Origin of the sequence: Brevundimonas mediterranea (assembly GCF_014196125.1) — a bacterium.
GTDB lineage: Bacteria > Pseudomonadota > Alphaproteobacteria > Caulobacterales > Caulobacteraceae > Brevundimonas > Brevundimonas mediterranea.
The window spans coordinates 1,200,618-1,212,363 of the sequence record NZ_JACIDA010000001.1 but is presented as its reverse complement, the minus strand read 5'-3'; the positions used below and the strand labels follow the sequence as shown (position 1 = coordinate 1,212,363).

Below are 11,746 nucleotides of genomic sequence, written 5' to 3'. Positions count from 1 at the left end.
GCCGAGTATGGAACGAGACGCACATTACGCCGCCGTCGGGATCGCCACCGTCTGCCTGTTGGCGGCGCTGGCGGTGTTCACCATCTGGCTGGCCCGACTGCAGTTCAACAGCGACTACGACATGTACGACATCGTCTTCTATGGGCCGGTCAATGGCCTGTCGGAAGGCGGCGAGGTGCATTTCAACGGCATCCGCGTCGGCGAGGTGACCGACCTGAACATCGACACCAAACGTGGCGACCAGGTCATCGCGCGGGTTCGCGTGGACGGGACCACGCCGGTGCGCGTGACTTCGCGCGCCCAGCTGGAGCCCCAGGGCATCACAGGCCTGAACTATATCCAGATCACCGCCGGCTCGCCCAACAGCGCCCTGCTGAAGGACCAGTATCCGGACAATGTCGTGCCGGTGCTGCAAAGCCAGCCGTCGCCCATCGCCGAGCTTCTGAGCGGTTCGGGCACGGTGCTGGCCCAGACGGTGGACGCCCTGAACCGCATCAACCGCGTCATGTCCGACGACAATATCCGCAGCTTCTCGACCAGCGTGAAGAACGTCGAGGCCCTGACGACCGAGCTGGAGGCCCGCAAGGCCATCTTCGCCGAGCTGGAGGCGGCGGTGAAGAACGCCAACGCCACCATCCTGGAATATCAGGGGCTGGCGTCCGACATGCGCGCCGTCGTCAATACCGACGGCCGCGAAGCCATCGCCAACATCAACCAGGCGACGGCGGAGGCCCGCACGGCCATCGCCTCGGCGAATCGCTCGATCACCGGCCTGGAACGACCGCTGGGCGACTTCGCGACGTCCAGCCTGCCGCAACTGAGTGGAACCATCGAGGAACTGCAGGAGGCGACCCGGTCGCTCCAGGCCCTGATCGACGACGTCCGCGCCAGCCCGCGGGACTTCATCGGGAAACCGCAATCGAAAGAGCTGGAGGTGCAGCCATGATCCGTTCCCTGGTGCAACTGGGCGCCGTCGCAGTCGTCGTCGTCTCGCTTGGCGGCTGTTCGCTGCTGTCCACGCCGGACCCGGTGCAGAACTACCGGTTCGGCCTGCCGCTGGACGCCCCGTCGGTCGAGGGCGACACGCCCGCGCCCCTGTCGGTGTCGATCCGGCGGATCGAGTTTCCGGCCGCGAGCGGGGACGACCGGCTCCTGGGCGTCACCGGGACCGAGACCGCCTATATCGGCGGCGCGCGCTGGGTGTCGCCCGCCGCGACCCTGTTCGACGACAGCCTGAAGGCGGCCTTCGCCAATCGGGCCGACCAGATCCGCGTCCTGGGTCGGCGCGAGCCCGGCACGCCGCCGCTGGTGCTTCAGGTGACGGTGACGACGTTCGAGGCGCGCTACGCCGCGCCGGGGGCGACGCCGGACGTGGTTATCACCGCCCGCGCCCAGCTGCGCTCGACGCCTGAGCGGCGCACGGGCGGGGATGCGGCGATCCGTCCTGAACAGGGGCGCTCGGTGGAGCGGGTGTTTACGGTGACCCAGCCGGCGGGCGAGAACCGGGTCTCGGCCATCGTCGCCGCCTTCGACACGGCGACGCGCGACATCAACACCCAGATCGCCGACTGGACGATACAGTCGGCGAAGTGAGGGCTGGGGCCCGGCTCAGGTGACCCACTGGAGGGACTCGGCTTCGACCGGGTTCCTGTAGGGGGTCTCGTCGCGCTGGGCGCGGAGCAGGGCGGCCTTGGAGGCGAAGTAGAAGGCGGACGGGCGGTCCGGGTCGCCGGCGAAGACCAGGGGCAGATGCGGGCTGCGGCCTTCCAGCCGCTCCAGTATGGCGACGTCCTGACGCAGGAAGGTCCGGCCCCAGGCCGACAGCAGCGGGCTGCCGAAGCGCAGGGCGGCGACCGAGCAGAGAATCAGGTTGCGGATCATGACGTCGCCCTCCGCCTGGGGGGTCACGGTGGTCAGGTTGATCAGCTCGAACCCGCGCGCGGTGACGCGCTCCAGCCGGATCGACGGCAGGCGGAACTCGATGCTCACTTTGCGATCCTCGGACACCAGATCATAGGCGGGGGTGGAGGCGAAGGCGTCCGCCGCGACGGCGGTGAAGCCGAAGGGCGAGGGGCTGTAGCTCTTGGTCTTGGTGCGTCGCGCCTGGCTGCGCCACCACCAGGCGTTATGGATCATCGGCACATGGGCCGGGTCCAGCAGACCCAGGACCGCCTGGTCATAGTCGGCGCGCGCGGGGGCCTCGGAATAGGCGATGAGGACCAGAGGAGACTCGGGCGGCGAAGGCAGGTCAGGCGGCGTCGCTGATCCGGCAGGACAGGCCCAGACCAGTCCGAACCGGTTGATCAGCCGCCAACCGCCGCACGTCGTCGTCTGGACGGCGTCCAGCGCCACCCGGGCGGGCAGGTCGATCCATTCGCCGTGCAGCCGGGTCCGCGAGGCGTTGCGGGCCAGCGCGGCACGCACCGGATACCAGGCGTGGATCGGGGCGCCGAAGCGGCGGTCCCCCGGCTGGCGCGCCGTCAAACGCGCGCCGAGGTCGAGCAGGGGGGCTGGCGAGTCTGGGCCGTCGGAGACTGCGGGCCGCGTCTGGAGCGAAGTGGCCATGTTATGGAGGTCGCCTGTTCCCGCCCCGGGAGGCGTCGGGCGCCGGACAGCGGGCGCTCGGGGTCGCTGTCCCTTCGGTCACCGAGGACCTTGGGATGAATCGACACTAGCGGGCGCGGCATTACCCAACAAGGTTCGATTAGGCGACCCCGAACGGGCCGAGGTCAGGCCGCCTTCAGTCCCGGAGCCACGGTGTAGGCGGCCTCCGTCTTGGCCGCGACCTCGTCCAGGGTGACGCTGTCGGCCAGTTCGATCAGCTCAAGGCCTGCGCCGTCAGGCTTGACGTCGAAGGTGGCCAGGTCGGTGATGATGCGGCTGACAACGCCCGTGCCGGTCAGGGGAAGGGTGCAGGATTTCAACACCTTGGACTGGCCGTGCTTGTTGGCGTGTTCCATGACAACGACCACGCGCTTGACGCCCGCGACCAGGTCCATGGCGCCGCCCATGCCCTTCACCAGCTTGCCGGGGATCATCCAGTTGGCGATGTCGCCGTTCTGGGCCACCTCCATCGCGCCGAGGATCGACAGGTTGATGTGGCCACCGCGGATCATGGCGAAGCTGTCGGCGCTGCTGAAATAGGACGATTCCGGGATCTCGGTGATCGTCTGTTTGCCGGCGTTGATCAGGTCGGGATCCTCGTCGCCCTCATAGGGGAAGGGCCCCATGCCCAACATGCCGTTCTCGGACTGGAGGGTCACGGTCATGCCGGCGGGGATGTAGTTGGCGACCAGGGTCGGGATGCCGATGCCGAGGTTCACATAGAAGCCGTCCTGAAGCTCTTGAGCGGCGCGTTCGGCCAGTTGTTCGCGTGTGCGGGGCATCAGGCATTCCCTCCTTGGGCTACCGCTTCGCTACTTGAGCCCGGCTCCCTCTGACGCACGGTGCGCTGTTCGATGCGCTTCTCGGACACGGTCTGGACCAGGCGGTCGACATAGATGCCCGGCGTGTGGATGTGGTCGGGGTCGAGCGAGCCGACGGGGACGATCTCCTCGACCTCGACGACGGTGACCTTGCCGGCGGTGGCCATCATCGGGTTAAAGTTGCGGGCGGTCTTGCGGAAGATCAGATTGCCGCGCTCGTCGGCCTTCCAGGCCTTGACGATGGACAGGTCGGCGATCAGGCCGGTCTCCATGACGTAGTCGCGGCCGTTGAAGTTGCGGACCTCCTTGCCCTCGGCGACCAGGGTGCCGACGCCGGTGGCGGTGAAGAAGGCGGGGATGCCGGCGCCGCCGGCGCGGATACGCTCGGCCAGCGTGCCCTGGGGATTGAACTCCAGCTCCAGCTCACCGGCCAGGTACTGGCGCTCGAACTCCTTGTTCTCGCCGACGTAGGACGAGATCATCTTGGCGATCTGGCGGGTGCCGAGCAGTTGGCCCAGGCCGAAGCCGTCGACCCCGGCGTTGTTGGAGATGACCGTCAGCCCTTTGACGCCGCTGCCGCGCAGGGCGGCGATCAGGTTCTCGGGGATGCCGCACAGGCCGAAGCCGCCGGACATGACCGTCATGCCGTCGAAGGTCAGGCCCTCCAGCGCGGACGTGACGTCAGCATAGATCTTTCCCATCGCTCTCCCTTTTCACCGTCTGATGAATATCGCGGCGTCTTCCGCTCATAGTCCGGAAGCGATCTTGCGGGCAAGCGGTCGCGGCGGCAATCGCGTCGCATCCGAATGTCGTCCCAAAGCGTATCCCTCGTGATCTGACGGGAGCGCCTGAATGAACCTGACCAATGTCGCCATTCGCCAGCTGCAGGACGCGCCCTTTCCGGACTTCGTCACCCGCCCGGCGATCGACAGTCTGGTCACGGAGGCGCGTCGGCGCCTGGATCGCGACGGTCCCCATGACCCGGCGGCGTTCGCGCGCGAGATGGCCGAGCGGGTCATCGCCGAACATGCGGATGCGGCGAACCGGCAGCATTACGAACTGCCGCCCGAGTTCTTCCGCCTGTGCCTGGGCGAACGGCTGAAATATTCGTGCTGCCTGTATCCGACGGGAACGGAGACGCTGGACCAGGCCGAGGTCGCGGCCTTGCTGGAGACCTGCGCCCACGCCGATCTGGCGGACGGTCAGGCCATTCTGGAAATGGGCTGCGGCTGGGGTTCGCTGTCGCTGTGGATGGCTGAGACCTATCCCCGGGCGCGGATCACGGCCGTGTCGAACAGTCACGGGCAGCGGGGTCATATCGAAGCCCAGGCCCGGGCGCGGGGGCTGAGCAATCTGACGGTCGTGACCCAGGATATGAACCTGTTCGACACCGACCAGAGGTTCGACCGGATCGTCTCGGTCGAGATGTTCGAGCATATGGCCAACTGGCGGGCCCTGCTGACCAAGGCCCGGTCCTGGCTGAAGCCGGAAGGGCGGATGTTCATCCATGTCTTCACCCACCGCGACGCGCCGTACCGGTTTGACCACACCGACAGCGGCGACTTCATCGCCCAGCATTTCTTCACCGGCGGGGTCATGCCCAGCCATGGCCTGATCCGGCAATTCCCCGACCTGTTTGCGGTCGAGCAGGAGTGGACCTGGAACGGCGGCCATTACGCCCGAACCGCCAATGATTGGCTGGCCAATATGGATCGTAACGCCGCGCGGATCGCCGTGCTGATGCGCGAGACCTATGGCGACGACGCCAAGCTTTGGACCCGGCGTTGGCGGCGCTTCTACCTGGCGACCGCCGGTCTGTTCGGCAACGACGGGGGCCGCACCTGGGCGGTCAGCCACTATCGCCTGAAACCCGCCTGAGGAGTTTGTCGTGATCAAATATGTCTTCGCCTATCTGGGCGCCGGGATCACCTTCGCGGTGATCGACGCCGTCTGGCTGACCACCATGACCGACCGGTTCTACAAGCCGGTGCTGGGGCCGATTCTGGCGGACAAGCCGGATATGAGAGCGGCGGTGCTGTTCTATCTGATCTCCATCGCCGGGACGGTCTTTTTGGCCATTGCCCCGGCCCTGAAGGACGGAAGCTGGACGCGGGCGGCGATCAACGGGGCGGCGCTGGGCTTCGTCGCCTACGCCACCTATGACCTGACCAACCAGGCGACGCTGGAGATCTGGCAGACCAAGCTGACGGTGATTGACCTGATCTGGGGGACGGTTCTGACCACGATCTCGGCGACCGGCGGCTATTTCGCGGCGCGCTGGGCCGAGGGGCGGTTCGGCTGAGGTCGCTGTCGTTTCGCCTGACACGGGACCGGCATGGCGCAGGCCGGGGTCGTTAAGCTATAGCTAACCCTGTTTTCGACGGGGGCGGTCTTGCGCGCAGGCATCAACGGATTGACGGCGGCCCTGGTCGTCGGGGTCGTGATCGGCCTGATGCTGACGCCGGACGGGCGCGGTTGGCTGCGCCATCCGACCCTGATGCTGGGCGGAACCGCCAACGCCTCGGCCAGTCCGCCGTCGGTCGCCAGTCCGGTCGAGAGCCCGGCGCCGGCGCCGGTCGTGAAGGCCGCAGTGACGCCGCTGAAGGCGCGGCTCGCGCAGGGCGGACTGAGGATCGGGGTGTTCGGCGATTCGATGGCGGACGGCCTCTGGGCCGCCCTATACCGTGATCTGCATGGCGAGAAGGGGGTCGCTGTGACCCAGTTCAGCGCGGTCTCCACCGGCCTGTCGCGCTATGACTATGTGGACATCCAGGCCAAGACGGCGCGGCAATTGAGCGAGACGCCCGTCGATGCGGCGGTGGTGATGTTCGGGACCAATGACGCCCAGGGCATCAGCCTGGACGGGGTGATCCATGATTTCGGCACGCCCGGCTGGAAGGCGGCCTACGCCAAGCGGATCGACGATCTGGTGGGCCTGCTGCGGGCCAATGACGTCGCGGTCTATTGGGTCGGTCTGCCCAAGATGAAGCGGGCCGGTTTCGACGCCAAGATGACGGTCATCAACGCCGTGGTGCGCGAGCGGATGGCGGCCCTGGGCGTGCCCCTGATCGAGACGACCGGCGTCACCGCCGATACGGCGGGCGAATACGCGGCCTATCTGCCCGGCGCTAACGGGCGGCCGCAGCTGATGCGGGCCAATGACGGAATTCACATGACCATGGCCGGCTATCGCCGCATCGGCGCGCCAGTGGCGGAGCGGCTGAAGCGCGACGCGGGTCTGGATGCGGCGGCGGCCCGGCCGCAGACGACCGGCTGACCATGAGCCTGGCGGCCGTGGGGGCGGCGGTGCTGATGCTGGGGATGCAGAGCGGGACCGAGGTCCCCTATGCGCCCATGCCCGCGCCGGCGCCGGGAGCGTCGGTCTGTCCTGAAGGCATCTGCGGCGTCGAGGCGCTGGAGGGGGTGTTCGAGGCCTTGCGGACGGCGGAGATCGGCCAGGGCGAGCGGCCGGTCCATATTCTCCAGATCGGCGACAGCCACACGGCCGGGGATCGGATCACGGGCGCCCTGCGCGCACGGTTGCAGGCTCGGTTCGGACCCGGCGGTCGGGGCGTGCTGCAGCCAGGGATTCCCTATGCCGGCTATGGGCCGATGCAGGTCGAGGTGACGGCGCGCGACTGGCCCATATCGGTCGCGTCCCTGACGGGGCTGGACGGGGCGGCGACCCTGAGGGCGGGGTTGAGCGGGGCGCGGTCGGAGGCGGGCGAGGGGGCGGTGCTGAGCCTGACCGCCGAGCCGGGCGCGGCCTTCGACATCGTGGGGCTGTGCGGCGACAGCGGGCCGCAGGCGGGACGGATCACCGTGACGACGCCGGAAGAGACGGTCGAGGCGGACTTCCGCGCGACCGAGGCGGCGCCCCTGTGCCGGAGCCTGCGGCTGGGCGCTGTGACGACTTCCGTCAGGCTGAGCCCGACGGGGGCCGTGACCCTCCACGATGTCTGGATCGAGCGGAGCGGGCCGGGCGTGGTCGTGTCCAGCCTGGGCGTGGTCGGGGCGAAGCTGCGGGATCTGGCGGCGCGGGATCAGGCGGTGGTCGCTGCGGAGTTGGCGGCATGGCGGCCGTCGCTGATCATTCTGGCCTTTGGCGTCAATGATGGATTTGAAGGGGTGGAGGCCGAGGTCTACGCGGGCCTGCTGCGGGGCCAGATCGAGCGGCTGCGGCGGCTGGCGCCGGGGGCGTCGCTGCTGATCCTGGCGGCGCCGGAGGGGCTGAAGTCGGGCTTGGCAGGCGGTTGTGGGGCGGACAGATCGCGGGCGGCCCCGGCGGCTCTGGCGGTGGTCCGGGATGTGCAGCGTCGGGTCGCGGGCGAGACGGGCGTCGCCTTCTGGGACTGGTACGGACGGATGGGGGGCGAGTGTTCGGCGGAGCGGCTGGCGACTAGCCCTGAGCCCTATATGCGGCCCGACCGGGTGCACTTCACCTCCCTCGGGGCGGAGTGGATCGGCGGGGTGTTGAGCGACGATCTGATGCGGGCCTATGACCGCTGGAAGGCGGCGAAGGGGGAGGCGGACTGATGCTGTTTCCGACCCTGGCCTTCGCGGTCTTCTTCCTGTTCGTCTATCTGGTCAGCTGGAGCCTGGATCGCGAGAACGGGCGGCGCAAACTGTTCCTGCTGCTGGCCAGCTGGTTCTTCTACGCCCAGTGGGACTGGCGGTTCGTGGGGCTGCTGATCGCCTCGGCCGTGCTGAACTGGGGCGTGGCGGCCCTGATCGTGCGCAGCGACCGGGCGGGGCGGCGCAAACTGTGGGTCGGCTTGGGCGTCGCGGCCAATCTGACCATCCTGGGCTTCTTCAAGTATTACGGCTTCTTCGTCGAACAGGCCGTTGATCTGCTGGCGCAATTGGGTTGGGAGCGTGACCTGCCGCTGTTGCAGGTGGTGCTGCCGGTGGGGATCAGCTTCTTCACCTTCCAGGGCGTCAGCTATGTGGTCGACGTCTATCGCGGCAAGACGGCGCCGGCCGAGAGCCTGCTGGACGTCATGCTGCTGATGAGCTTCTTCCCGCATCTGGTGGCGGGGCCCATCGTGCGGGCGTCGGACCTGTTGCCCCAGTTCGCGCGCGTGCCCCGGCTGACGCGCGAAATGGCGACCCATGGGCTGCTGCTGATCGTCTGGGGCCTGTTCAAGAAGACGGTGATCGCGTCCGAGCTGGCGACGCGGCTGGTGGACCCGGTCTTCTTCGACCCGTCGGCCTACGGGGCGATCGACATCGCGGCGGCGGTCTATGCCTATGCGGTCCAGATCTACTGCGACTTCTCGGCCTATTCGGACATGGCCATCGGGATCGCGGCCCTGCTGGGCTATTCCTTCCCGCGCAATTTCGACCAGCCGTATCGGGCGGCCTCGATGCAGGCCTTCTGGCGGCGGTGGCATATCAGCCTGTCCAGCTGGCTGCGCGACTATCTGTATGTGCCGCTGGGCGGGGGGCGAAAGGGGCTGTGGTCGTCGTGCCTCAATGTGATGATCACCATGCTGCTGGGCGGGCTGTGGCACGGGGCGGCCTGGACCTTCGTGGCCTGGGGCGCGCTGCACGGCGGGGCGCAGGTGGTCGAGCGCCTCGGTCGTGCGGTGGTCAAGGACCGCAAGGTCATTCCGACCTGGCTGGGCATCCTGATCACCTTCCACGTCGTCTGCCTAGGGTGGATCCTGTTCCGGGCCGAGACCTTTGACCTGGCGATGCAGATGCTGGCCGGGCTGGGGCGATTCGAGGCTTTCAGCCTGGTGACGCCCTTCGTGCTGGCACTGATCGTCGGCGGGCTGGCGATGCATTGGCTGCCGCCGCGCGCGGTCGAAGGGCTGGCGGAACGGCTGAAGACGGCGCCGTCGCCGACGCTCGGGGTGCTGATCGGGGCGGCCATATTGCTGGTCGAGGCGATGCGACCCGAGGGCGTGGCGCCCTTCATCTATTTCCAGTTCTGAGGCGTTGATCCGACGATGAGCGATCCCACGGACCCGATCGATCCCTTCCCGACACAGGCGCATCCGCCGGTGTCGCCGTTTCCGCCCCTGGACGAACCGGTGGCGGCTGATCCGTCCAGCGACTGGATCGGCGCCGCCGACGCCCACGACCTGCCGACGCGCGAGAACGCCCTGGTCGCCCTGGGCCGGTTCGCCTTTCCTCCCGCGCCGGCTCTGGACGAGGAGGGCGAGGCGTCGCGGGCGCGGCGGTGGACCAGCCAGACCCTGTTCGTGATCTGCGCCTTCCTGATGATCTTCAATGCGGGGTCTTTGCAGAACTGGGCGCGACAGCAGCCGCCGGGCTGGGGCCAGTCCACAGTCGACAAACTGGCGACGGTGTGGGTCGATCAGCTGGCCCTGCTGGGCGCGAACCTGCCGGTGGACGGCTTGCGTGACGCTTGGCGCGACGCCCAGGCGGTTCAGTTCGACGGCACGGCCAAGGACCGCTCCTAGACCGCAGGCCTCGAAACCGCATCGGCCGAGCCGATACGGTTTCGAGGGAGGAGAGTCTTAGTTGACCGTCGCCTTGACGATCTTGCCCGGCGCGCGGGGCGGCTCGCCCTTGGGCAGGGCGTCGACGTGTTCCATGCCGGATTCGACTTCGCCCCAGACCGTGTACTGGCGGTCCAGGAAGGTGGCGTCGTCCAGGCAGATGAAGAACTGCGAGTTGGCGCTGTTGGGATCGGCGGTGCGCGCCATCGAGCAGACGCCGCGCACGTGCGGCTCGGCCGAGAACTCGGCCTTCAGGTTCGGCTTCTTGGAGCCGGAGGTGCCGGTGCCGGTGGGGTCGCCGCCCTGGGCCATGAAGCCGGCGATCACGCGGTGGAAGACCACGCCGTCGTAGAAGCCTTCCGAGGCCAGTTCGGTGATGCGTTCGACGTGGCCGGGGGCCAGATCGGGGCGCAGCTTGATGACCACGTCGCGGGCTTCGCCGTCGCCGGTGTCCAGGGTGAAGGTCAGGGTGTCGGCCATTTCGGTCGTCCTCTTGGGGTTGATTTGAGGCGGGACATAGCCCGCAACGCCGGTCGGGGCTATGTGGGAACGATGAGTGAAGACGAAAAGCCCCAAGAACGCCGCCGGATGGTCAAACCGCCCACGGGCGGCACCGCCGCCGGGCGCGGCATGGGCACCAAAATGAAGACGGCCGACACCAAGTCGATGTCGAGCCAGCAATGGATCAAACGCCAGTTGGCGGACAAATGGTCCGAGAAGGCGCGGGCCGAGGGCTGGCGCTCGCGCGCGGCCTTCAAGCTGATCGAGATCGACGACAAATTCCACCTGATCAAGCGTGGCTCGAAGGTCATCGACCTGGGTGCGGCGCCGGGCGGCTGGATCCAGGTGGCGGTCAATCGCGGAGCCGGCGCCGTGGCGGGCGTAGACCTGCTGATGATCGAGCCGATTCCGGGTTCGACCCTGTTGCAGGCCGACTTCACCCATCCGGGCGTGGACCAGCAGCTGATCGACGCCATCGGCGGCGCGCCGGACCTGGTGCTGTCGGACATGGCGCACAATACGGTCGGCCACCGCCAGACCGACCACCTGAAGATCATCGCCCTGATCGAGATCGCCGCCGACTTCGCCATCCGCACCCTGCGGCCAGGCGGGAATTTCGTGTCCAAGAACTTCCAGGGCGGCGACGCCGGAGGGGTTCTGGCGCGGCTGCGCGAGGAGTTCGAGACGGTCAAATACGTCAAGCCGGAATCGAGCCGGAAGGATAGCGCCGAGGTGTTTCTGGTGGCGTTGAACAAGCTGTAGGCAGCAGAATCCGCGCCGCCGAGGCTCAAGCCGTCGCCGGCTGCCGGCCGGCGCGGCGCTGTTCGATGCGCGACCAGATGCGGTCGTGGACGGTGAAGAAGACCGTCTGGACCAGGGGCTCGATGGTGCCGATGGCCAGGGCCGTGCGGATGTCCTGGGTCAGGGCGTAGGCCACGGCCACGGCGACAGCGAAATGCATGACGCCATAGGTGACGGTCTTGACCGCCACCTGTTTGAACGAGCGGGGCAGGGCGTGGCTGTGGCCATGATGGTCGTGGACGCGGGTCTGTTCATCCGGCGACATGATGTCGAGGCGTGCGGTGAAGGCCTCGGCCGCCTCTTCGATGTTGGAGGCCATGCGGCGGCGTTCGACCCGGTGCCAGACCCTGTCGTGGATCGAATAGGCGATGGTCTGGAAGAAGGGCTCGACCATGCCGACGGCCAGGGCGATGCGCCAGTCGCGGGTGATGGCGAAGGCCACCAGAACGGCCACCACAAGGTGCATGACGCCATAGCTGGCGATCTTCAAAGCCAGTTTGCGCGCGGTGCTGAGGAGGACGCCGACCATGTTGCAAGAATGGTCATTGG

Annotated in this window: 14 protein-coding genes; 9 read left to right on the top strand and 5 right to left on the bottom strand. The window is 67.8% G+C overall.

What is annotated here, in order from left to right; genetic code table 11:
* Window positions 1-7 precede the first annotated feature (7 nt).
* Together GGR11_RS06070 and GGR11_RS06065 are read left to right on the top strand one after the other, a co-directional pair.
* Window positions 8-946 carry an MlaD family protein gene (locus GGR11_RS06070; RefSeq protein ID WP_183195838.1) on the top strand — a complete coding sequence of 313 codons (939 nt, stop codon included), beginning with the start codon at window positions 8-10 and terminating at the stop codon, window positions 944-946.
* A complete protein-coding gene (locus GGR11_RS06065) occupies window positions 943-1,593 on the top strand; it encodes an ABC-type transport auxiliary lipoprotein family protein (RefSeq protein WP_183195837.1) in 651 nt (216 codons plus the stop codon). The genes GGR11_RS06070 and GGR11_RS06065 overlap by 4 nt, the downstream gene beginning before the upstream one ends.
* Before the next feature lie 15 nt (window positions 1,594-1,608).
* Here GGR11_RS06065 and GGR11_RS06060 read toward each other — a convergent pair whose 3' ends face one another.
* From GGR11_RS06060 to GGR11_RS06050, 3 genes are all read right to left on the bottom strand, one after another.
* Window positions 1,609-2,565 carry a hypothetical protein gene (locus tag GGR11_RS06060; RefSeq protein ID WP_183195836.1) on the bottom strand — a complete coding sequence of 319 codons (957 nt, stop codon included), beginning with the start codon at window positions 2,563-2,565 and terminating at the stop codon, window positions 1,609-1,611.
* A 164-nt stretch (window positions 2,566-2,729) separates the two neighbouring features.
* A complete protein-coding gene (locus tag GGR11_RS06055; protein ID WP_183195835.1) occupies window positions 2,730-3,386 on the bottom strand; it encodes a 3-oxoacid CoA-transferase subunit B in 657 nt (218 codons plus the stop codon).
* The gene (locus tag GGR11_RS06050; protein ID WP_183195834.1) at window positions 3,386-4,126 is read right to left on the bottom strand and encodes a CoA transferase subunit A; all 741 of its coding nucleotides are present in this window, start codon (window positions 4,124-4,126) and stop codon (window positions 3,386-3,388) included. Before GGR11_RS06050 ends, GGR11_RS06055 begins: the two co-directional genes overlap by 1 nt.
* Before the next feature lie 151 nt (window positions 4,127-4,277).
* On the opposite strand from GGR11_RS06050, the gene GGR11_RS06045 reads away from it, so the two are divergent.
* The 6 genes from GGR11_RS06045 (at window position 4,278) to GGR11_RS06020 (ending at window position 9,856) form a co-directional block, all read left to right on the top strand.
* Window positions 4,278-5,303: an SAM-dependent methyltransferase gene (locus tag GGR11_RS06045; protein ID WP_183195833.1), complete on the top strand. Its 1,026-nt coding sequence runs from the start codon at window positions 4,278-4,280 to the stop codon at window positions 5,301-5,303.
* Window positions 5,304-5,313: 10 nt separating this feature from the next.
* A complete protein-coding gene (locus GGR11_RS06040; protein WP_008260687.1) occupies window positions 5,314-5,727 on the top strand; it encodes a DUF2177 family protein in 414 nt (137 codons plus the stop codon).
* Window positions 5,728-5,817: 90 nt separating this feature from the next.
* The gene (locus tag GGR11_RS06035) at window positions 5,818-6,702 is read left to right on the top strand and encodes an SGNH/GDSL hydrolase family protein (protein WP_183195832.1); all 885 of its coding nucleotides are present in this window, start codon (window positions 5,818-5,820) and stop codon (window positions 6,700-6,702) included.
* Between the two features lie 2 nt (window positions 6,703-6,704).
* The gene (locus GGR11_RS06030; protein ID WP_183195831.1) at window positions 6,705-7,961 is read left to right on the top strand and encodes a GDSL-type esterase/lipase family protein; all 1,257 of its coding nucleotides are present in this window, start codon (window positions 6,705-6,707) and stop codon (window positions 7,959-7,961) included.
* A complete protein-coding gene (locus GGR11_RS06025; RefSeq protein ID WP_183195830.1) occupies window positions 7,961-9,364 on the top strand; it encodes an MBOAT family O-acyltransferase in 1,404 nt (467 codons plus the stop codon). Before GGR11_RS06030 ends, GGR11_RS06025 begins: the two co-directional genes overlap by 1 nt.
* Before the next feature lie 15 nt (window positions 9,365-9,379).
* The gene (locus GGR11_RS06020; protein WP_183195829.1) at window positions 9,380-9,856 is read left to right on the top strand and encodes a hypothetical protein; all 477 of its coding nucleotides are present in this window, start codon (window positions 9,380-9,382) and stop codon (window positions 9,854-9,856) included.
* Window positions 9,857-9,913: 57 nt separating this feature from the next.
* On the opposite strand, the gene GGR11_RS06015 is transcribed toward GGR11_RS06020, so the two are convergent.
* Complete coding sequence (locus GGR11_RS06015; RefSeq protein ID WP_008263882.1) at window positions 9,914-10,375, bottom strand: peptidylprolyl isomerase; 462 nt, start codon at window positions 10,373-10,375, stop codon at window positions 9,914-9,916.
* 72 nt (window positions 10,376-10,447) lie between these two features.
* Between GGR11_RS06015 and GGR11_RS06010 the strand changes: the two genes are divergently transcribed.
* Window positions 10,448-11,158, top strand: coding sequence for an RlmE family RNA methyltransferase (locus GGR11_RS06010; protein ID WP_183195828.1), 711 nt, complete (start codon window positions 10,448-10,450; stop codon window positions 11,156-11,158).
* A gap of 25 nt (window positions 11,159-11,183) precedes the next feature.
* Here GGR11_RS06010 and GGR11_RS06005 read toward each other — a convergent pair whose 3' ends face one another.
* Complete coding sequence (locus tag GGR11_RS06005; protein WP_183195827.1) at window positions 11,184-11,726, bottom strand: DUF2061 domain-containing protein; 543 nt, start codon at window positions 11,724-11,726, stop codon at window positions 11,184-11,186.
* Window positions 11,727-11,746 lie beyond the last annotated feature (20 nt).

Excerpts from the sequence above, each read along its gene's own strand:
- GGR11_RS06070 (WP_183195838.1), top strand. The coding sequence starts at position 8 with ATGGAACGAGACGCACATTACGCCGCCGTCGGGATCGCCACCGTCTGC.
- GGR11_RS06065 (WP_183195837.1), top strand. The coding sequence starts at position 943 with ATGATCCGTTCCCTGGTGCAACTGGGCGCCGTCGCAGTCGTCGTCGTC.
- GGR11_RS06060 (WP_183195836.1), bottom strand. The coding sequence starts at position 2,565 with ATGGCCACTTCGCTCCAGACGCGGCCCGCAGTCTCCGACGGCCCAGAC.
- GGR11_RS06055 (WP_183195835.1), bottom strand. The coding sequence starts at position 3,386 with ATGCCCCGCACACGCGAACAACTGGCCGAACGCGCCGCTCAAGAGCTT.
- GGR11_RS06050 (WP_183195834.1), bottom strand. The coding sequence starts at position 4,126 with ATGGGAAAGATCTATGCTGACGTCACGTCCGCGCTGGAGGGCCTGACC.
- GGR11_RS06045 (WP_183195833.1), top strand. The coding sequence starts at position 4,278 with ATGAACCTGACCAATGTCGCCATTCGCCAGCTGCAGGACGCGCCCTTT.
- GGR11_RS06030 (WP_183195831.1), top strand. The coding sequence starts at position 6,705 with ATGAGCCTGGCGGCCGTGGGGGCGGCGGTGCTGATGCTGGGGATGCAG.
- GGR11_RS06025 (WP_183195830.1), top strand. The coding sequence starts at position 7,961 with ATGCTGTTTCCGACCCTGGCCTTCGCGGTCTTCTTCCTGTTCGTCTAT.
- GGR11_RS06020 (WP_183195829.1), top strand. The coding sequence starts at position 9,380 with ATGAGCGATCCCACGGACCCGATCGATCCCTTCCCGACACAGGCGCAT.
- GGR11_RS06015 (WP_008263882.1), bottom strand. The coding sequence starts at position 10,375 with ATGGCCGACACCCTGACCTTCACCCTGGACACCGGCGACGGCGAAGCC.
- GGR11_RS06010 (WP_183195828.1), top strand. The coding sequence starts at position 10,448 with ATGAGTGAAGACGAAAAGCCCCAAGAACGCCGCCGGATGGTCAAACCG.
- GGR11_RS06005 (WP_183195827.1), bottom strand. The coding sequence starts at position 11,726 with ATGGTCGGCGTCCTCCTCAGCACCGCGCGCAAACTGGCTTTGAAGATC.